Source organism: Allobosea sp. P4_E12 (assembly GCF_056401655.1).
The window spans coordinates 1-18,194 of sequence record NZ_JBFUIY010000018.1; the positions used below are offsets into that span (position 1 = coordinate 1).

Below are 18,194 nucleotides of genomic sequence, written 5' to 3' on the forward strand. Positions count from 1 at the left end.
ACGTGGTGATGCTCGCGCTGAACATCTACACTTGGCTCCTCATCATATCAGCGGTTTTGAGTTGGCTGATCGCCTTCAACGTCGTTAATACCCGCAATCAGTTCGTCTCCTCGGTCTGGGATTTCCTCTATCGGGTGACCGAGCCGGTGCTCAGGCCGATCCGGAACATGCTGCCCAATCTCGGCGGTATCGACATCTCGCCGATCATCCTGCTGCTGATCATCTTCTTCATCGAGCGCGTGATCGAGCGCTATCTGTACCCTGCCGTATTCTGAGATGGCCGTTCCCTGGACGGCGACGCCCGGGGGATTGCGGCTGAGCGTCAGGCTGACCCCGCGCGGTGGGCGCGACGGGGTCGACGGCATCGAGGTCCTCGCGGACGGCCGTGCCGTGCTCAAGGCACGGGTGCGGGCCGCGCCCAGCGAGGGGGAGGCCAATGCAGCGCTGATCGCCTTGCTGGCGCGCAGCCTGTCGGTCTCCCGTTCCGCCGTGACATTGGCTGCCGGAAGCACGGCGCGGCTCAAGACTCTGCTGGTTGCGGGGGAAGCCGACCTGCTCGCGGTGCGGCTGGAACAGCTTCTTGCGGCGGGCTAGGGGCTCTTCGCTCCTCCCGCGCTGCACAAATCTCTTGACGAAGGCGGCCAGTTCCTGTCCGAACAAGGGCAATGGACACACCCCAGTCTTTTCCTGAGCGGCTCACGGAAGGCTATCGCGCCTTCCTCGACGAACGTTTCTCGCGCGAGAAGAGCCGCTATGAGGAGCTCGCCGAAAGCGGCCAGACTCCCAAGATCATGCTGATCGGTTGCTGCGACTCGCGTGTCGCGCCCGAAACCATCTTCGATGCGCGCCCCGGCGAAATGTTCGTGGTGCGCAACGTCGCCAATCTGGTTCCGCCATTCTCGCCCGACGATCAGCTGCACGGCACCTCGGCCGCGCTCGAATATGGCGTTCAGGCGCTGAAGGTCGAGCATATCGTCGTGATGGGCCATGGCCGCTGTGGCGGCATCCGCGCCTTTGCCGATGATGCGCAGGGGCCGCTTTCGCCCGGCGATTTCATCGGAAAATGGATCACGCTGATCAATCCGGCAGCACAGCGCAGCGGCGGCCGCGGCCGCAACGAGGACCTGGAAACCTATGTCGAGCGCCTGGCGCTGGCCTCGATCCAGCAATCTCTCGCCAATCTGCGGACGTTTCCCTGCATCAGCATCCTCGAGGGCAAGGGCCGGCTGAAGCTGCACGGTGCCTATTTCGCCGTCGCGACCGGCGTGYTGATGGTGCTCGATGCCGCGACCGGACAGTTCGTTCCGGCCATTGGCGAGATGCCCAAAAAGGTGCAGACTATCCGCTGCAGCGAAGCCGGATGAGGGCGAAAATTTAGCTGCTCCGCCCCCCATGACGGCGGGCGCGGCTTGCGCTAGATTGTCGCTTCCCGGTCACTGATTTTTGAAGCTCGCATGTTCGATCGTCGTAAGCCCTCGGCTCCCGCTCCCTTCGTCACCCACGAAAATATCGAAGCCAAGATCAAGTGGTTCGACCCTGAGAAGGGCTTCGGATTCGCGTCTCCTGCCGACGGATCCGGCGACGTTTTTGTGCATGTCTCGTCCATCGGTCCGCTCGATCCGCAGGATCTGCAGCCGGGTGCGACGATCGTTGCCGATCTCGGCGAAGGCCGCCGCGGTCTTCAGGTCGTGGCCGTGCACGAGATCGACGCCTCGACCGCAACGCCCGCCGCCCCGCGTGGCGAGCGTGCTCCGCGCCCGTTCTCGCCGCGCCCGCCGCGTGACGATTTCGGTGGTGGCGGCTATGGCGGCGGCGGTGGTTATGGTGGCGGTGGTGGTGGCTACGGTGGCGGTGGTTACGACCGCGGCGATCGCGGCGGCTTCGGCGATCGCAACAGCGCCCCGATGGAAGGGCCCTATGACGGTGCCGTCAAGTTCTTCAACTCCGATCGCGGATTCGGCTTCATCGCGCCTGACAATGGCGGACCGGATGTGTTCCTGCATGTCAGTTCGCTGAGCCGCAGCGGCCTGCAGCCGCCGATGGACGGGCAGCGCGTGCGTTYCTCGATCCGCGCCGGCAAGAAGGGCCCGGAAGCTGCGAACGTCAGTTTCATCTGATCGTTGCTTTTGCACCGACCTGATCCAAGGCCCGCCGGTTTGGCGGGCCTTCTCTTTTGGGGCGGTAGGAGTCAAGCAAAAGCGCCCACCGCGGGGTCATAGAGCCCGCCGTCGATCGCCTCCGGCTCGCTCTCGACCTTGCTCTCCCGGATCAGCTTGCCGCCCGCATCCATGACGCAGACGCTGGTGGTGCGAACAGACACATCAAGACCGACGAACAGCTCCATGGCAGGCCTCCTGACCGGTTGGATCGATGGAGCCCGACCGGAAGACCGCTCTCCGTCATCCCGTATCAACGGGCGGCCGGAGCCCCAACAACCCGATCTTTTTGTTTCGCGATCGGTGCTCGCGGTTCGGGCGCGAGTACGGGGCGCTTCCTTTGAAACGCGGCGCCGGTTTGGGTGGTGGTAGGCGGTCCTTGGCAAATTGGCGGGATCCAGAAGGCAAGCCCGAGATAGGGGAGCCGAAATCACGATGAGTCTGATCGATAAAGTATCGACGGTTCTGCGACAGGCAGCTGCAGAGGCGATTTTGCCGCGCTTTCGCAATCTGACCGCGCGTGATGTGGAGGAAAAGTCCCCGGGAGAACTCGTCACCGTTGCCGATCAGCATGCCGAACGGTTGATCGGCGAGCAATTGCTGCTGCTCGATCCGTCCGCCAGGGTCGTGGGCGAGGAAGCCTGCGCCAAGACGCCTGCATTGGCTGACACTCTCGATCGGGGCACCGTCTGGTTGATCGATCCGCTGGACGGCACCGGAAATTTCATTTCCGGCCGAGGACCATTTTCGATCATGCTTGCACTGCTTCGCGAAGGCGAGGTCGTCGCAGCCTGGATGCTCGATCCGTTGTCGGATCAGCTTCATGTCGCCGAACTGGGCAGCGGCGCCCAGATCAATGGAGTGCCCGTGGTCGCTGATGGGAAGCCGGATGGGCTGCGGCGGGGCTCGATCTCCACTCGTTTCCTGCCGCCTGACGTGCTTGAGGTCATCGAGGCGCGCTTGGATCGAGTGCCCTTAATCGTGCCGCCGCTGCTTTGCGCGGGGGCCGAATATCCTGCCATTGCCACTGGCGAGCGCGATTTCGCCGTCTTCTGGCGAACGCTGCCATGGGATCATCTGCCCGGAACGTTGTTCCTGAGCGAGGCTGGCGGCCGCGTCGCGCGCTGGGATGGTTCGCCCTATCGCGCTGGACAAGACGGCTCTGGCCTCTTGGCAGCGCGCACGCCCGAACATTGGCGAGCGACGCACACGGCGCTCTTCGATTGGCGCAATGATCGCTCAGGGCCGAGCGAGTCTTGGTTGCGAGCGCTCGACTAGACCCGTTCGAGCGCGCGATGCGGGAGGTCAGGCAAGGTCAGGCCGATGGCATCGCCTGAGCGGATTTCGCCGCCCGCCAGAACGATCGCCATGATTCCGGACTTGCGAACGAGCCGGCCCTCGGAATCGCGCCCGAGGACAGCGGAGAGGAGTCCGGGACGGAAGCAGGCTCTCTGGCACAGAGCGCGTGGCTTGGCGAGCGGGGCGCTATTTGGTCAGGATCAACCGGTCGCGGGCGGTGACGCGCAGGCGATAGGCCTCGCCAAGATGCATCAGGATGACCTCGCGTCCGGTGCCGACCAATTGGCGGACGTCGACGACCGGGACGTCCGATTGTCCGGAGTGGGGTGCTGTCTTGCCAGCAAGATCAGATGGCGGAACGGAACTCATCGCAGCGATCCAAATCGATAATCTGCAGGAGGCAGACAAGGTTCGGCGCTGATCTTCCGTAGAGCTTCAGTATTGAACGATAATCATTACAAACTACGTCGGTATCAGCCTATGAATTAGGTCGCTTTCAATCGCGCCGTCAAGGCGGTGGTCCTGTTCCGACTTCGGGCCACTGCTTCCGCACGAAAAAGCCGGACCTGCGGGGCAGGTCCGGCTTGCGACCGGCGTCGGAATGCTTCGGGGATCAATGATCCGCTTCGAGTCCGCCGATATGTTTCTGGGTGTAGAGTTCGATGCCGACGCGCTCGATGAGGTCGAGCTGGGTCTCGAGGAAGTCGATATGACCTTCCTCATCCTTCATCAACGCCTTGAACAGGTCCTCGGACGGGTAGTCGCCGACCTCGCGGCAATACTTGGCCGCTTCCTGATAGAGTCCGCGCGCCTCGACCTCGGCCTTGAGATCGCACTCGATCACTTCCTTGACGTTCTCGCCGATGCGCAGTGCGTCAAGCGTCTGCAGATTGGGGAAGCCCTCGAGGAAAAGGATGCGGTCGACGAAACGGTCGGCATGGACCATTTCCTCGATCGATTCCTTCTTCCAGGTCTTGGCCATCTCCTTCAGCCCCCAATTGTCGAGCATCCGGTAGTGCAGCCAGTACTGATTGATCGCGGTCAGCTCGGAGCGGAGCCCCTTGTTGAGGTATTCGATGACCTTCTTGTCACCCTTCATCGCAGCTCTCCTCGGGCTCGCATCACATTAGAATGATCCTAATGTAGAGCGGCAATTCGGAGAATGAAAGGGAGAAGTCGCGCCAGGACCGGGAAATATCGACGTGGCCCGCGGCCGAGAAGCCTCAGGCCGCGATCGTGTCTTTCTCGATCGCCAGCCCGTCCATCATCTGGGTGACGGAGACATGCACCGCGCATTCAACGTCGCGACTGGCGCAGGAATGGCATTGGCTGGCGCAGGCGGCGCGGGCCTCAGCAAGAATGGCTCTGACGGCCCGGGCGCAACGTCCGCAGTCCGGGCTGCAGCCCAGACAGTCATAGGCCTCGCCAGCCGTCACCGGTCCAGTGCCATCGGGGGCAATGGTTCCCTTGATCTGCCGACAGGACAGGACGTTGCAGGAGCAGACGATCACGCGTGGTGCCCAGCTCCGGCGGCGACCCGGGTCTCGACTTCGGCGCCATCGGCGTTGCGCAGGCGGACAATGACCTCCACGGACGAGATCATCATGCCTTCCGGGGCGACGGGCAGGCCGGAGACCTGGATTTCCGAGCCAGGGATGTCGACGACGGTTTCGTCGTCCTCGTTATAGAAATGGTGATGCTCCGACACATTGGTGTCGAAGAAAGTCTTGGGGCCGGACACCGAAACCTGGCGGAGCAGGCCAGCTTCCGAGAACTGCCGCAGCGTGTTGTAGACGGTCGCGAGGGACAGCGGTTCGCGGGCGCGCAGCGCCTCCTCATAGAGCATTTCGGCGCTGACGTGCCGGTCGCCCTTGGCGAAGAGCAGCCAGCCCAGCGCCATGCGCTGCCTGGTCGGACGCAGGCCAGCATTGCGTAGCCGCGTTTTCACCGCGCTGATCGGGCAGGAAGCAGGGCTCTTCTGCGGCCACGGAATCTGTTCCGCGGCAGCACGGGCCTGGCTGGGATCCTTCACGGGCAAAACGCTCATCGGTACGCCTTCCACATCGCCGGCATGCCGGCCTCGTAGTTTAGAAAATATCTAAACTACTGATATCATTGCTATATTTGGCGGGACTCCGCGCGAATGTCAATCCGGAGCCGGCTGCGACACGGTGCATCAGGTCCCGGCGCGGCTAGTGCCCGGCCTCGGCGGGGGGCGCTTTGGGCGGCTTGCGCATGAACACGGCCAGCACGACCAGCCCTGCAAAGATCCAGGTCAGGCCGAGAAAGACATCGCCGAAGGCCATGACCAAGGCCTCGCGATGGGCGAGTTGACTGATTTTGGCGAGCGCCATCGCCTCGGCATTGGCGCCATAGCTGGCGAAAAGCTGCATCATCTGGGCCAGCCTCTCTTCGGCGACCTGGCTGCCGACAGCGACAGCTTCATGCAGCCGGGTGATGTGCAGGTCGGTCCGGGTGTTCAGCAGCGTGTTGATCACGGCGAGGCCCACCGCGCCGCCAAGATTGCGCGTCAGGTTGTAGAGGCCCGATGCGTTCTTGAGCTGCGCCGGAGGCAAGGTGCCGAGCGCCAGATTGTTGATCGGCACCATGCACAGCATCAGCGAGACGCCGCGCAGGATCTGGGGCAGCAGCAGTTCGTGGAAGTCCCAGTCCTTGGTGATGAAGGACGCGAGATAGGTGCCGGCGGCGAAGCCGGCGAAACCGATCATCATCATCACGCGTGGATCGAGCTTCTGCGACAGCTTGCCGGCGACGGGCGCCGTCAGGAACATGCACAGGCCGGTGACGAACATCGTCTCGCCGATCATCAGCGCGTCATAGCCGCGGATGCGGCCGAGAAAGACGGGGTRGAGATAGGTCAGCCCGTAGAGGCCAATGCCCATCGTGAAGCTGAAGAGCGAGCCGAAGGCGAAGTTGCGGTTGGTGAAGGCGTAGAGATCGACGAGCGGATCCTCGCGCGTCAGCGCCCGCCAGAAGAACAGGACCGCGCCCACCAGCATCAACGCGGTGAAGAACACGATCTCGTGGCTCTGGAACCAGTCGAGCCGCGTGCCTTCCTCCAGCACATATTCGAGGCTGCCGAGGAAGGCGGCCATGCTGGCGAGGCCGAGCCAGTCGAAACGCTTGAGCAGGCCGGGCTGCGGCTTGTCGAAATCGATCAGCGTCCAGGCTGCGATGGTGACGCCGATGCCGGGGATGACGTTGACCAGGAAGAGCCAATGCCAGGAGAAGGCATGGCTGAGATAGCCGCCGACCGTCGGGCCGATGGTCGGCGCGAGCGTCGCGACAAGCCCGATCAGCGGCGAGACGATCGGCCGCTTCGAGGCCGGGAAGATGGTGAAGGCGGCCGCGAAGACGCCGGGAATCATGCCGCCGCCGATGAAGCCCTGGACCGCGCGCCACAGGATCATCTCGTTGATCGAGGACGACATCGCGCACAGCACGCTCGAGACCGTGAACCCGGCTGCGGCGATCGAGAAGAAGACGCGGGTCGACAGCGCCCGGCTGAGATAGCCGGAGAGCGGGATCATGATCACTTCTGCGATCAGATAGGCGGTCTGGACCCAGGCGATCTCGTCGGCGCTGGCTGACAGGCCCGCCTGGATCTCGGCCAGCGAGGCGGAGACGATCTGGATGTCGAGGATCGCCATGAACATGCCGAAGACCATCGCCAGGAAGGCGAAGATCCGCCGCATCGGGATGGCGTCGGAGGCCGCCGGCGCGCCGGCTGTCAGTGTTGCAGTGGCCATGACGGCCTCGTCTTCCTGGCGCCCCGCACCGTCGCCCTGGCCAAGCGGCATTGGCCGCGCAAAGCCGGGGTCAATCGGTGGGCGTTACGGCTGCATGGATTCCGGATCGTCGCGACGCGCCATCCGGAATGGGTCTTGTGGTTCCGTTCAGGCCTGAGGGCGCGGGTCGATCTTCACCACGACCGACATGCCCGGACGCAGCGCATGGCGCGCAATGGCCTGCGGGCTGAGCGTGATGCGCACCGGGACGCGCTGGACGATTTTGGTGAAATTGCCGGTGGCGTTGTCAGGAGGCAGCAGCGAGAACACCGAGCCCGTGCCGCCGGAAATGCCGCTGACGACGCCGTCAAACACCTGATCGGGCAGGGCGTCGACCGTGACCCTTGCCTTGTCGCCGATCTTCAGGCCGCCAACCTGCGTCTCCTTGAAGTTGGCATCGATATAGACCTGGTCGAGCGGGACGATCGACATCAGCCGCTTGCCGGCACTGACGAGGTCGCCAAGCTGGACATTGGTGTTGGCGACCAGTCCGTCGATCGGCGCTGCGATCCTGGTGAAGGACAGGTCGCGGGCGGCCTTGTCCTCGGCGACCTTCAGCTCGTCCATCTGGCGGGAGGCTTCGTTGCGCTGTGCCTCCAGCACCTTGATATTGGCTTCGGCCGCGGAGACCCCGGCCTCGGCGCTGGCCAGTGCGGCGCGGGCTCGGTCACGCGCTGCCGTTGCCGCATCGAGGGTCGCCTGCGATCCGTAGGACTTGGCGGCAAGGCTGTTGGCGCGGTCGAAATCGGCGACGGTGCGGATGATATCGGCCTGGGTCGAGTCCCGCTGCGCCTGGGCCTGCAGCAGGCTGGCGCGGCCGGCCTCGATCTGGCTGTCGATGCGCAGCAGCGTCGCGCCTGCCGTCGCGCTCTTGGCGCGGGCGCTCTCCAGTGCGATGCGCTGGTCGCCATCGTCGAGGGTGACGAGCGGCTCGCCGGCCTTGACCTGCTGGTTCTGCTTGACGGCGACAGTTGCGACATTGGCTGCGAGCTTGGCCGAGATCGTGGCCATCTCGGCGCCGACATAGGCGTCGTCAGTCGAAACGATGAAACGGCCATTGCGCCACCAGTCGACGCCGAACCAGAGTCCGGAGCCGAGCGCGGCTGTCGCCAGCAGCATCATGCCCGCACGGCGCACCGTCTTGCCGCGGGGCTTGGCGGCGGCAGGGCTCTCCGCTTCGCGCGGAGCTGCTTCGTCGGCCTTGCGGGCCTGGGCGGGGAGCGGCGTGGTTTCGAGCGCGGGGTCGACCAGCTTCAGCCGGTCCCGACGCGACTCAGTCTTTGTCTCGGCGGACATGGGCGATCCTGATAATCACTGTTCGAACCGATCGGTTCGATTTCAGTTGAAATAGCGCTGGCGATGGCGCATATCAAGTGAAATCGAACTGAGTGGTTCGATTATTTTTGTGCGGCGCAAAATGCCGGGGCGAGATGGGGTCATGGACGAGGTTGTGAAGATCGCAGGAGTGCCGCCGCGCCGGAAACGGCGTGCGGCGGGCGCAGATCCCGACAAACGTCGCCAGATCCTGGACGGAGCCCATGAGGTCTTCCTGACGCGCGGGTTCGACAATGCCAGCATGAGCGACATTGCCGCGGCCGCGAATGTCTCGAAGGGCACGCTCTATGTCTATTTCGAGGACAAGGAACATCTCTTCGTCGCCCTGATCGAACGCGAGCGTGAAGAACAGAAGCGCGGGATCTTCGAAGCGCTCGACGATGATCCCGATCTCGGTCATGCGTTGACGCATTTCGGCGAGCGGATCGTCCAGCTCCTGGTCTGCGATTTTGCGCTCAGCGCCCAGCGCATCGTCGTTGGCGTGGCGGAGCGCATGCCCGATCTCGGCCGTGAATTCTACGAGAACGGACCGTTGCAGGGCGCACGGCGCATCGCCGGCTATCTCGACCGCAAGGTCGCGGAGGGACAGCTGGAGATCGACGATACCGCGCTGGCAGCCGTGCAGTTCGTTGACCTGTGCCAGTCGACCGTGCTGCGCCCGCGCCTGTTCAATGCGGTGCGCGAGCGACCGTCCGAGGCCGAGATCTCCCGCGTGGTTGCCTCGGCGGTCGCAATGTTCCTCGCGCGATACGGCAAGCGATAGTCCGCTTACAAGGCTCGCGCCCGCATCCGCTCGCGATGGGCGGTGTAGAGGCCCGAGGCGGCGATGATCACCGAGCCCAGCAAGGTGAAGAGATCCGGCAGGACCGAGAACAGGAAGAAGCCGAAGACCGAAGCCCAGAGCAGTTGCACATAGGAGAAGGGCGCGAGCAGGGAGGCGTCGGCATGGCGGAAGGCGATGATGACGAACCAGTGCCCGATGGTCGAAGCGACGCCGATGAAGATGCCGATGGCGATCGCCTCCGCCGTAAGTGGCTGCCAGCCGAGGGGCTGCAGTACGGTCAGCAGCAGGAAGCCGACCACGGCCGACCAGGTCAGTGTCGTCACCGGATCCTCGGTCGTGCTCATCATGCGGGTAACGATCAGGGCAAAGGCCCAGGTCGCGGCTGAAAGCGCTGGCAAAAGCGACGCGGCGTGGAAGTTGGCACCTCCGGGCCGGACGATGATCAGGACACCGGCCAAACCGACCAGGGTCGCGGTCCAGCGCCGCCAGCCAACCTTCTCCCCAAGCATCGGGATCGACAAGGCCGTGACGAAGAGCGGCGCAATGAAGCTTGTCGCGGTCGCATCAGCGATCGGCAGGTATCGCAGCGACGAGACGAAGATGATGGAGGAGAGGGTGACTGCGACGCCTCTCAGCAACTGCATGTGCAGACGCTTCGGTCGCAGGCGTGCTGCGCCGCCGCGCAGTGCCACCGCCAACATGATCGCCGTAAAGGCGGCATAGCGCAGCCAGGTGATCTGTAGCGCGGGCATCGTCGCCGCGAGATATTTCGAAGCGACGTCGGAGCTGGACAGGAAGATGCTGGCAAGCAGCATCAATCCGATGCCGCGCAGCGCAGCATCGCGACGTTGCGGCACGGGAGGAACGGCCTCGGTATGCGCGGGCAAGGCCGGTACCGGAGCTTTTGAAGGGTGGGGAGAGGACAAGGCGACGCCGGAACTGGAGAGTGGGACGACGCTAGCAGGATTTGCCTGCGGCGGGCGCGCAAACTCGGAACAGCGCCCATGCGCCCGGGCCCTTCATGAAAAAGGCGGGCTTGCGCCCGCCTTCGTGGAGCTTTCCGAGCTGTCGGAATCAGGCCGCCTTCTTGCGCGGCTGGATCAGCTTGCGGTTGACCAGCACCTCGGCGATCTGCACGGCGTTCAGGGCTGCGCCCTTGCGCAGATTGTCCGAGACGCACCAGAAGGCGAGACCGTTCTCGACCGTATTGTCCTCGCGGATGCGCGAAACATAGGTCGCGTCCTCGCCGGCCGCCTCGTGCGGGGTGATGTAGCCGCCGGGCTCGTGCTTATCGATGACGAGGATGCCGGGCGCGGTGCGGAGCACCTCGCGCGCCTCGTCGGCTGTGATCGGCTTCTCGCATTCGATGTTGACGCTCTCGGAATGGCCGATGAAGACGGGCACGCGCACGCAGGTGGCGGTCAGCTTGATCTTCGGATCGAGGATCTTCTTGGTTTCCGCCATCATCTTCCACTCTTCCTTGGTGAAGCCGTCCTCCATGAAGACGTCGATCTGCGGGATGAGGTTGAAGGAGATGCGCTTGGGGAACTTCTTGGTGACGACGTCGCCGGCCGAGAACACGGCGCGCGTCTGGTTGAAGAGCTCGTCCATGCCTTCCTTGCCGGCGCCGGAGACCGACTGATAGGTCGAGACGACGACGCGCTTGACGCCGAAGCGGTCATGCAGCGGCTTCAGCGCCACGACGAGCTGCGCGGTCGAGCAGTTCGGGTTAGCGATGATGTTCATCTTGGAGAAGCCGGCGGCCGCCGCGGCATTCACCTCCGGCACGATCAGGGGCACGTCGGGATGCATGCGCCAGGCCGAGGAATTGTCGATGACGACGCAGCCCTGGCCGCCGATCTTCGGCGACCATTGCTTCGAGACCTCGCCCCCCGCCGACATCAGGCAGATATCGGTATCGGAGAAATCATAGTGATCGAGCGCCTTCACCTTCAGCGTCTTGTCGCCGAAGGAGACCTCGGTACCAATCGAGCGCGAGGAGGCAAGCGCCACGACCTCGCTCACCGGGAAAGCCCGCTCGGCAAGGATGTCGAATATTTCGCGACCCACATTGCCTGTGGCGCCGACAACCGCGACCTTGAAGCTCATGCTGCTGTTCCTTTTGGAAGTAACCGGTTCTGCCTCCCCCGGGAGATGCCGACCCGCCTGGTCTGGATGGCGGGTTCGGCCTTAGCCCCCGCCGGGGGGGAGGGCCCGGAACCGAGGCGAAGCGTCAGCGCGACGTCCGGAGCGTGCCGGTCGTCGTTTTGGTCGTGCGTTTCGTCGTCAGGGCGACAATCACAGAGCCAAATCCCATAGGGCTGAAAGCATTCGCGGTCGCGCTCGAGTGGATGCTCGCCTCGCGATGCTCATCCAGAACACCCGCGGCGATAAAAAGTCAATTGGTCTCGGCAGCCCAGCGCGTCAGGACGGGATTAACCCTGCCTCCTAACCAGCGATTCACGACAATCGCGGTTCGCAGGCCGCCGGTAACCCGATACTGACCCGGATGCCCTCAGCGTCGCCGGCGGGTGAGGACAGGCTGCTGGCGCGGAGGCGCAGGCAACGAGCGGGGTCTTGTCGTGTCGCGTGAGTTCGCAGCGTTACTGGTCAATGGCTTTCGCCGGCTCGGCTCGAGCTGCCGGGAGCTCGGCTCGGCGGCCGCACATCGTGCCTTGCCTGTGGCGGGCAGCGTGAAGGGCAAGCTCGGCGGTCCCGATCCGATTGGCGCCTTGATCAGCGTGATGGACCATGTCGAGGCAGCGATGCGGACAATCCTCCGCTGGCTGCGCGCTGCCGTCCGCCATCGTGGCCTGGGCCTGACCGGCGGTCTGGCCTGGCGCGGCCTGGCAGCCGTTGCCGGTATCGGGATGGCGGCTGCGCTCGTCACGGGCCTTTCGGGCGATGGCGGCGAGATGCAGGTCGCCAGCCTTGCCGAGCAACCGGCTGCGGAGATCCGGTCCGTTCGGGACGTTCGCCAGGAGCCGCGCCTGCTCGGCGCCCAACATGAAGACTGGACCAGGATCGCGCGGCCGATCGCGATGTTTGGCCTCGACTCTCCGGAATTGGAGCGCCAGGCCATGGCCTATGAGGCGAGCCGGAGCCAGGACGGCGCGAAGCGTGAGGATGTGTTGAGCTTTGGGGCGTTCACCGAGGCAAAGCCGCATCTGCTCCTGCGCCTCGTCGTTGACCATGGCGACGATCATCTGACGCAGCCCTTCATCATCGCGCTGGTGCGCGAGGCCGCTGCGCGCGGCATGTCCGTGCAGCGCAGCGGTGCGCCGACAGGGCTCACCACCAAATTCGGCTCTGTCGAAGCTACGGATGTGACCCTGAGCGATGGTGCGAATGAACGCGCCTGCATCGGCTTCCGCCACCGGGGCGGCGACACGCCGCTGCGACTGAGCGGCTGGTGGTGCGGTGGGGCGGCGCGCCCGGTCGATCGTCAGCAACTGGCCTGCCTGGTCGATGGGCTTGCCCTGCTCAGCGCCGGCGAGGATCAAGTGCTGCGTAGCCTCTTTGCCGCAGCTGAACGTAACCGCGGCGGCGCCTGCTCACCGCCGCGCCCATCCGCGGCCGGTCGCAAGACGTCATCGCTCGACGCCGAAGGCACGCTGCCGAGCCACCAGGCGGCCGCGAAAAGGTGAGGGGACGGCCGTTGAAATCGGCTGCCCGAGCGTTATCTCAGAGCTATGGGGCAGTAAAAGCGTTAACCGCGGCGGGATAGATTTGGCGCTATCAATCGCCGCTTTACTTCCCCTTGGTCATCGCCTCAGGAGACCCTCGCCATGAATTCCTTCAAGCGTCTCGCCGCCGGTCTCGGCATTTCGCTCGTGGCGTTGACCGCGGTCGCTTCGGTGGCCGAGGCGCAGCAGCAGCGCAAGCCGTTGCGCGTGATCGTGCAGAAGCGCAGCTATCTCGATCCCGGCAATGTCGTGCCGGTCGGCTCGCTGAACCGATACGCCACTCAGCAGCTCATCTCACCCCCGGTCTATTCGAATGTCGCTGAGCTTTACGGCGATAGCACCTTGCCGCCGCGCATCGGCGCCGGTGTGAACCCGTTCCGGAACACGTTTTCGACGCCGGGCTTCTGAGCCGTCCGGGCAGAGACGAGAAAGGCCCGCCGGATCGGCGGGCCTTTCTGTTTGGTGCGTGCTGCCTTGCTTCAGGCGGTGCAACGGGGTCCGGAGACCCTCGGGCCGGTGCGAGGCTTCCCGAGGATGGTAGGCGTCAGCGGACCAGAATGTTCCGGAACTGCCAGGGATCGCTGGTGTCGATATCCTCCGGGAAGAAGCCCGGGCGGCCCTGCAGCGGCGTCCAGTCGGTATAGGTCCCGACCACCGGGCCGAGATAGGGCAACTGCACTTCCAGGCAGCGACGGAAATCGAGCTCATCGGATTCGACGATGCCGGCCTTCGGGTTCTCCAGGGCCCAGACCATGCCGGCAAGCACGGCGGAGGTCACTTGGAGGCCCGTGGCGTTCTGATAAGGCGCAATCCGGCGGGTCTCTTCCACGGAGAGTTGCGAGCCGAACCAGTAGGCATTCTTGCCGTGGCCATAGAGCAGTACGCCGAGTTCGTCGATGCCATCGACGATTTCGCTCTCCTCGAGGATGTGCTGCTTCTCCTGCACCTTGCCGGCGCTACCGAACATCTCATGCAACGAAAGCACGGCGTCATTGGCGGGGTGATAAGCATAGTGGCAGGTCGGCCGATAGGTCGGGTTGCCGGCCTCGTTGCGCACCGTGAAGTAATCGGAGAGCGAGATCGCCTCGTTATGCGTCACCAGGAAGCCGTATTGCGGGCCGGGCGTCGGGCACCAGCTCCGCACGCGCGTCTCGGCCCCGGCCTGGAGCAGATAGATCGCCGACTGGCAGCCAGCCTCATGCGTGCGACCGTTCTCTGGCATCCAGCGCTCATGCGTGCCCCAGCCGAGCTCCGCCGGCTGCTGGCCTTCCGAGACGAAACCCTCGACCGACCAGGTGTTGACGAAGACATCGCGCGGCTTGGGATGCTTGGCACGCTGGGTGTCGCGCTCGGCGATATGGATACCCTTGACGCCAACCTGCTGCATCAGGGCGCCCCATTCGGCGCGGTTCTTCGGTTCGGGGGTCTGGAGGCCGAGATCGGCCGCGACGTTGAGCAGGCCCTGCTTGACGAACCATGAGACCATGCCGGGATTGGCGCCGCAGCAGGAGACTGCCGTGGTGGTGCCGGCCGGACGCGCGCGCTTGGCAGCCATGGTGGCTTCGCGCAGCGCATAGTTCGAGCGGGCCTCGGGACCCTTGCTGTGGTCGAAATAGAAGCCGAGCCAAGGCTCGTTGACGGTGTCGATATAGAGTGCGCCAAGCTCGGAGCAGAATTGCATGATGTCGAGCGAGCCGGTGTCGACCGACAGGTTGACGCAGAAGCCCTGGCCACCGCCTTCGGTGAGAAGGGGCTGCAGCAGGCTCTTGTAGTTCTCGGGGGTCACCGCTTCCTGGATGAAGCGGATGCCGCGCTCGTCGAGGAGGGCACGGTTGGTGTCATGCGGGTCGATGACGACGAAGCGGCTGCGGTCGTATTCGAAATGCCGCTCGATCAACGGCAGTGTTCCGCGTCCGATGGAGCCGAACCCGATCATTACGATCGGTCCGGTGATGGTGCCGTGGACGGGCCAATGAGTCATGATGTTTCCTTGGTTGGGGTGGAACGGGGGTAAATCTTTCGCGGGCTCGTATGGAGAGCGGCCGCGCTCGTCAATCCGGAACGCCATTTTTGCGCCGCCAGGGTCGATTCCGACCCCGACGACGCTGAAGACAATCCGGTGCGGATGACGCCGTGGTGACGCTCGCGATCAGGCTGCGAGCGCCGCGGCAGGCAGGGGCTCGATCAGGCGCCCCGTTGCGGACAGGACGCCGGCGGCGCCCGCGAGCGCGCCGGGGCGCAGTTCGAGGCCGAGGAAGCGCTCGCGCTCGACCGGGCCGGGCATGGCAAGATCGCGCATCGGCTCGGCCGAGAAGCCAAACCGAGCGTAATAGGGCGCATCGCCGACCAGCAGCACAGCGCCGTGGCCATGGCAGGCAGCGCGCCAGATCGCCTCGCGCATCATCGTCTTGCCGAGCCCTTCGCCGTGCAGATCCGGGGAGACGGCGAGCGGCCCGAGCAGCAGAGCATCATGGCCGCCGGCATCGATGTTCCAGAGCCTGACGGTTGCCACGACTGCGCCGTCGCGCTCCGCGACAAGCGCCAGCCCGGCGGCCGGCATCCGGCCTTCACGCAGGCGTTCGCTGGTCTTGGCGAAACGGCGCTCGCCGAAGCAACGGTCGAGCAGGGCCTCACGGGCCTGGATGTCGAACGCGGTTTCCTCGCGGATCGTGATCATGACGCACCTCCGGCCGGAGCGCCTGCGCAAGAGCGCAGACCTTCCCGGCGCCGCGCGCGAACGCGGCCAAACAGAATGATTTGGGGGGCGGCTCCGGCAGGTGCCGGAGCCGGAACGTCAGATGACGTATTGCTTCAGCGGCGGGAAGCCGTTGAAGGCGACGGCCGAATAGGTCGTCGTATAAGCACCGGTGCCCTCGATCAGCACGCGATCGCCGATCTCCAGGCTGAACGGCAGCATGTACGGAGTCTTTTCGTACATGACGTCGACCGAGTCGCAGGTCGGGCCGGCCAGGACGCTCGGCACGGTCGCGTCACCGTCGCGCGGGGTGCGGATCGGATAGCGGATCGCCTCGTCCATGGTCTCGGCGAGACCGCTGAACTTGCCGATGTCGAGATAGACCCAGCGAACCTGATCGTCCTCGCTCTTCTTCGAGACAAGCACGACCTCGGCCTCGATCATGCCGGCTTCGCCGACCATGCCGCGGCCCGGCTCGATGATCGTCTCCGGAAGCTGGTTGCCGAAATGCTTCGACAGCGCCCGGAAGATCGCATCGCCATAGGCCGGAACGCCTGGGATCGGACGCAGGTAGCGCGCCGGGAAGCCACCGCCGAGATTGACCATCGACAGCGACATGCCACGGGTGGCGCATTCCTTGAACACCGCCGAGGCCGAGGCCAGGGCGGAATCCCAGGCGTTCACGTTCGCCTGCTGCGAGCCGACATGGAACGAGATGCCATAGGCGCCCAGGCCAAGACGATGGCCATGCTCAAGCACGTCCGCGGCCATTTCGGGCACGCAGCCGAACTTGCGCGAGAGCGGCCAGTCGGCGCCGGCGCCGTCGCAGAGGATGCGGCAGAAAATGCGCGCGTCCTTGACCGCGGTGAGGGCGGCGGAACGGGCGATCTTGTCGACCTCGGCTACGCAATCGACGGCGAACAGGCGCACGCCGAGCTCCATGGCGCGCGCGACGTCGCGCTCCTTCTTGATCGTGTTGCCATAGGAGATGCGGTCAGCGGTGGCGCCGGCCGCGAGAGCGAGCTCGATCTCGACGACCGAGGCGCAATCGAAGCAGGAGCCGAGCTTGGCCAGCAGGGCAAGCACCTCCGGTGCCGGGTTCGCCTTCACGGCGTAGAAGACGCGCGTGTCGGGAAGGGCCCGGGAGAAGGCACGATAATTCTCGCGCACGACATCGAGATCGATGACGACGCAGGGGCCGTCTTCACGGCGGTTACGCAGAAATTCACGGATGCGCTCGGTCATCGGCGCGACTCCCCTACGGCGCAAGCGGCGCCGATACGACGTATCGCCGGGTGAGTCGTTCGCAGGTCACGGCGCGATGGAGACGCCGAGAACAGCGGACGAAACGTCCGGACCCGAAACACCGTCGATTGGGGAACCCCCGCACGGCCGGCAATGAAGGACAAGCCTCTTCGGTGTTGACCTGTGGAAAGCCAACGAGACCAAAAAAGCCCGCTCCGTCGTTGCTTTAAGCTGCGTCCCCCGTGGAGATTCGGGGTTTGCCGGTTTCGCCTCCGGCTGCTGGTCGCTGTTCGGGAGCGGCTCTCTTGCGAGAGCCGGGAGCGTGATTTGAGGGGATATCCATCCCCCTCCATCCGTTTCCCATCCCTGGCGGCTGTCCGGCCTCTTGTCCGAATGCCCACCGACCAGCACGCGGCCACAGGCACGTGCGAATTGGGTAAGCCGCATATACGAACTGCGGCCCCCCTCTACAAGTTCTTTTTGACCTCGGGGTTCGGTTTTTTCGCCGAACGCGCGAGGCAGAAGCGCGCCGGGCTGGTCGACGGGCGCGCAACCGCAGGTATCGAGGCTGATCGAGCCTCAATCTAGGCCCGTTTCTCGCAAAAGCGGATGCGGTTCCCAAATGGGTCCGGCACCTCGAGCGTGCGACCGCCCGCGCCATTTTCCTGGATACCGGGTTTCGAGAAGGGATAGCGCTTGCCGATCAGTTCGGCGCGATAGGCGTCCACGCCCTGCATCCAGACGAAGACGGTCGATCCTGGGCTGGCGTCGCCATGATGCTCGGAGAGGTGAAGTTGCAGGCCCGAGCGTGAAACCTGCATATAGATCGGGAATTCAGGTCCGTAGCGGTGGTCCCAATCCATGCTGAAGCCGAGGAAGCCGAGATAGAACTCCTTGGCTTTCTCTAGGTCGAAGATCCGCAGGATCGGGATACCCATATTCAGGGTCACGCCTGCCTGGTCGGTGCCGGCGGCCGGGCGGGCTTCTGCCTCGCCGATTTTCGCCGCGAGGATGTTCCAGTCGTCATAGCCGAACTGCCGGGCGACGATTTCGAGCGCCTGGGCGTGTGAAAGCGCGGTCTGCGGAGCCACGGCTTCGCGCAGGGCCTTGGCCATCAGTTTCGCATCGCGATAGGTGCGCATGTTCACAATCCTTCTCGATGGTGGACGAAGCGGCCAGGGCTCG

21 protein-coding genes are annotated in these 18,194 nt (G+C 64.6%); 8 read left to right on the plus strand and 13 right to left on the minus strand.

Annotated elements, in window-relative coordinates; genetic code table 11:
* The first annotated feature begins 8 nt into the window (after positions 1 to 8).
* From AC1DW9_RS21985 to AC1DW9_RS22000, 4 genes are all read left to right on the plus strand, one after another.
* Positions 9 to 275 carry a YggT family protein gene (locus tag AC1DW9_RS21985; RefSeq protein ID WP_476855189.1) on the plus strand — a complete coding sequence of 89 codons (267 nt, stop codon included), beginning with the start codon at positions 9 to 11 and terminating at the stop codon, positions 273 to 275.
* Position 276: 1 nt separating this feature from the next.
* Positions 277 to 594 (plus strand): DUF167 family protein, encoded by a 318-nt coding sequence (locus AC1DW9_RS21990; protein ID WP_441508199.1) that lies wholly within the window; start codon positions 277 to 279, stop codon positions 592 to 594.
* Positions 595 to 665: 71 nt separating this feature from the next.
* Entirely contained in the window at positions 666 to 1,364 is a 699-nt protein-coding gene (locus tag AC1DW9_RS21995; protein WP_441508200.1) for a carbonic anhydrase, read from the plus strand.
* A 90-nt stretch (positions 1,365 to 1,454) separates the two neighbouring features.
* Entirely contained in the window at positions 1,455 to 2,117 is a 663-nt protein-coding gene (locus AC1DW9_RS22000; protein WP_476855180.1) for a cold-shock protein, read from the plus strand.
* A gap of 71 nt (positions 2,118 to 2,188) precedes the next feature.
* Here AC1DW9_RS22000 and AC1DW9_RS22005 read toward each other — a convergent pair whose 3' ends face one another.
* Positions 2,189 to 2,344, minus strand: a complete 156-nt coding sequence (locus tag AC1DW9_RS22005) for a hypothetical protein (protein ID WP_476775541.1) — start codon at positions 2,342 to 2,344, stop codon at positions 2,189 to 2,191.
* Positions 2,345 to 2,591: 247 nt separating this feature from the next.
* On the opposite strand from AC1DW9_RS22005, the gene AC1DW9_RS22010 reads away from it, so the two are divergent.
* The gene (locus tag AC1DW9_RS22010; protein WP_441505808.1) at positions 2,592 to 3,434 is read left to right on the plus strand and encodes an inositol monophosphatase family protein; all 843 of its coding nucleotides are present in this window, start codon (positions 2,592 to 2,594) and stop codon (positions 3,432 to 3,434) included.
* Positions 3,435 to 3,641: 207 nt separating this feature from the next.
* Here AC1DW9_RS22010 and hemP read toward each other — a convergent pair whose 3' ends face one another.
* The 6 genes from hemP to AC1DW9_RS22040 form a co-directional block, all read right to left on the minus strand.
* Positions 3,642 to 3,824, minus strand: a complete 183-nt coding sequence (hemP, locus tag AC1DW9_RS22015; protein WP_441505807.1) for a hemin uptake protein HemP — start codon at positions 3,822 to 3,824, stop codon at positions 3,642 to 3,644.
* A 244-nt stretch (positions 3,825 to 4,068) separates the two neighbouring features.
* Complete coding sequence (gene bfr / locus AC1DW9_RS22020; protein ID WP_113517171.1) at positions 4,069 to 4,554, minus strand: bacterioferritin; 486 nt, start codon at positions 4,552 to 4,554, stop codon at positions 4,069 to 4,071.
* A 124-nt stretch (positions 4,555 to 4,678) separates the two neighbouring features.
* Entirely contained in the window at positions 4,679 to 4,966 is a 288-nt protein-coding gene (locus AC1DW9_RS22025; protein ID WP_441505806.1) for a (2Fe-2S)-binding protein, read from the minus strand.
* Positions 4,963 to 5,502 carry an iron response transcriptional regulator IrrA gene (irrA, locus tag AC1DW9_RS22030; RefSeq protein WP_441492420.1) on the minus strand — a complete coding sequence of 180 codons (540 nt, stop codon included), beginning with the start codon at positions 5,500 to 5,502 and terminating at the stop codon, positions 4,963 to 4,965. The genes AC1DW9_RS22025 and irrA overlap by 4 nt, the downstream gene beginning before the upstream one ends.
* A 145-nt stretch (positions 5,503 to 5,647) precedes the next feature.
* The gene (locus AC1DW9_RS22035) at positions 5,648 to 7,225 is read right to left on the minus strand and encodes a DHA2 family efflux MFS transporter permease subunit (protein ID WP_476855181.1); all 1,578 of its coding nucleotides are present in this window, start codon (positions 7,223 to 7,225) and stop codon (positions 5,648 to 5,650) included.
* Positions 7,226 to 7,372: 147 nt separating this feature from the next.
* Complete coding sequence (locus AC1DW9_RS22040) at positions 7,373 to 8,560, minus strand: HlyD family secretion protein (protein WP_476768949.1); 1,188 nt, start codon at positions 8,558 to 8,560, stop codon at positions 7,373 to 7,375.
* A 142-nt stretch (positions 8,561 to 8,702) separates the two neighbouring features.
* On the opposite strand from AC1DW9_RS22040, the gene AC1DW9_RS22045 reads away from it, so the two are divergent.
* Positions 8,703 to 9,362: a TetR/AcrR family transcriptional regulator gene (locus tag AC1DW9_RS22045; RefSeq protein ID WP_441505803.1), complete on the plus strand. Its 660-nt coding sequence runs from the start codon at positions 8,703 to 8,705 to the stop codon at positions 9,360 to 9,362.
* A gap of 5 nt (positions 9,363 to 9,367) precedes the next feature.
* Here AC1DW9_RS22045 and AC1DW9_RS22050 read toward each other — a convergent pair whose 3' ends face one another.
* Together AC1DW9_RS22050 and AC1DW9_RS22055 are read right to left on the minus strand one after the other, a co-directional pair.
* Positions 9,368 to 10,270 carry a DMT family transporter gene (locus AC1DW9_RS22050; RefSeq protein WP_441505802.1) on the minus strand — a complete coding sequence of 301 codons (903 nt, stop codon included), beginning with the start codon at positions 10,268 to 10,270 and terminating at the stop codon, positions 9,368 to 9,370.
* Positions 10,271 to 10,457: 187 nt separating this feature from the next.
* Entirely contained in the window at positions 10,458 to 11,492 is a 1,035-nt protein-coding gene (locus AC1DW9_RS22055) for an aspartate-semialdehyde dehydrogenase (RefSeq protein ID WP_441492424.1), read from the minus strand.
* 473 nt (positions 11,493 to 11,965) lie between these two features.
* Here AC1DW9_RS22055 and AC1DW9_RS22060 point away from each other — a divergent pair, with 473 nt between their 5' ends.
* Entirely contained in the window at positions 11,966 to 13,030 is a 1,065-nt protein-coding gene (locus AC1DW9_RS22060) for a hypothetical protein (protein WP_476775540.1), read from the plus strand.
* A gap of 141 nt (positions 13,031 to 13,171) precedes the next feature.
* Positions 13,172 to 13,477, plus strand: a complete 306-nt coding sequence (locus AC1DW9_RS22065; RefSeq protein ID WP_441492426.1) for a hypothetical protein — start codon at positions 13,172 to 13,174, stop codon at positions 13,475 to 13,477.
* Between the two features lie 136 nt (positions 13,478 to 13,613).
* Here AC1DW9_RS22065 and AC1DW9_RS22070 read toward each other — a convergent pair whose 3' ends face one another.
* The 4 genes from AC1DW9_RS22070 to AC1DW9_RS22085 all read right to left on the minus strand — a co-directional run bounded on the left by AC1DW9_RS22070 (position 13,614) and on the right by AC1DW9_RS22085 (position 18,151).
* Positions 13,614 to 15,050, minus strand: coding sequence for a homospermidine synthase (locus AC1DW9_RS22070; protein WP_476768947.1), 1,437 nt, complete (start codon positions 15,048 to 15,050; stop codon positions 13,614 to 13,616).
* Positions 15,051 to 15,218: 168 nt separating this feature from the next.
* Complete coding sequence (locus tag AC1DW9_RS22075) at positions 15,219 to 15,746, minus strand: GNAT family N-acetyltransferase (protein WP_441492428.1); 528 nt, start codon at positions 15,744 to 15,746, stop codon at positions 15,219 to 15,221.
* Between the two features lie 117 nt (positions 15,747 to 15,863).
* Positions 15,864 to 17,009, minus strand: coding sequence for a type III PLP-dependent enzyme (locus tag AC1DW9_RS22080; protein ID WP_069878757.1), 1,146 nt, complete (start codon positions 17,007 to 17,009; stop codon positions 15,864 to 15,866).
* A gap of 584 nt (positions 17,010 to 17,593) precedes the next feature.
* Complete coding sequence (locus tag AC1DW9_RS22085; RefSeq protein WP_476855182.1) at positions 17,594 to 18,151, minus strand: glyoxalase superfamily protein; 558 nt, start codon at positions 18,149 to 18,151, stop codon at positions 17,594 to 17,596.
* Between the last annotated feature and the right edge of the window lie 43 nt (positions 18,152 to 18,194).

What these genes read in the sequence shown, in the direction of transcription:
- AC1DW9_RS21990 (WP_441508199.1), top strand. Translation starts at nt 277, where the DNA reads ATGGCCGTTCCCTGGACGGCGACGCCCGGGGGATTGCGGCTGAGCGTC.
- hemP (WP_441505807.1), bottom strand. Translation starts at nt 3,824, where the DNA reads ATGAGTTCCGTTCCGCCATCTGATCTTGCTGGCAAGACAGCACCCCAC.
- AC1DW9_RS22005 (WP_476775541.1), bottom strand. Translation starts at nt 2,344, where the DNA reads ATGGAGCTGTTCGTCGGTCTTGATGTGTCTGTTCGCACCACCAGCGTC.
- AC1DW9_RS22010 (WP_441505808.1), top strand. Translation starts at nt 2,592, where the DNA reads ATGAGTCTGATCGATAAAGTATCGACGGTTCTGCGACAGGCAGCTGCA.
- AC1DW9_RS22080 (WP_069878757.1), bottom strand. Translation starts at nt 17,009, where the DNA reads ATGACCGAGCGCATCCGTGAATTTCTGCGTAACCGCCGTGAAGACGGC.
- AC1DW9_RS22085 (WP_476855182.1), bottom strand. Translation starts at nt 18,151, where the DNA reads ATGCGCACCTATCGCGATGCGAAACTGATGGCCAAGGCCCTGCGCGAA.
- AC1DW9_RS22040 (WP_476768949.1), bottom strand. Translation starts at nt 8,560, where the DNA reads ATGTCCGCCGAGACAAAGACTGAGTCGCGTCGGGACCGGCTGAAGCTG.
- AC1DW9_RS22070 (WP_476768947.1), bottom strand. Translation starts at nt 15,050, where the DNA reads ATGACTCATTGGCCCGTCCACGGCACCATCACCGGACCGATCGTAATG.
- AC1DW9_RS21985 (WP_476855189.1), top strand. Translation starts at nt 9, where the DNA reads ATGCTCGCGCTGAACATCTACACTTGGCTCCTCATCATATCAGCGGTT.
- irrA (WP_441492420.1), bottom strand. Translation starts at nt 5,502, where the DNA reads ATGAGCGTTTTGCCCGTGAAGGATCCCAGCCAGGCCCGTGCTGCCGCG.
- bfr (WP_113517171.1), bottom strand. Translation starts at nt 4,554, where the DNA reads ATGAAGGGTGACAAGAAGGTCATCGAATACCTCAACAAGGGGCTCCGC.
- AC1DW9_RS22065 (WP_441492426.1), top strand. Translation starts at nt 13,172, where the DNA reads ATGAATTCCTTCAAGCGTCTCGCCGCCGGTCTCGGCATTTCGCTCGTG.
- AC1DW9_RS22045 (WP_441505803.1), top strand. Translation starts at nt 8,703, where the DNA reads ATGGACGAGGTTGTGAAGATCGCAGGAGTGCCGCCGCGCCGGAAACGG.
- AC1DW9_RS22075 (WP_441492428.1), bottom strand. Translation starts at nt 15,746, where the DNA reads ATGATCACGATCCGCGAGGAAACCGCGTTCGACATCCAGGCCCGTGAG.
- AC1DW9_RS22055 (WP_441492424.1), bottom strand. Translation starts at nt 11,492, where the DNA reads ATGAGCTTCAAGGTCGCGGTTGTCGGCGCCACAGGCAATGTGGGTCGC.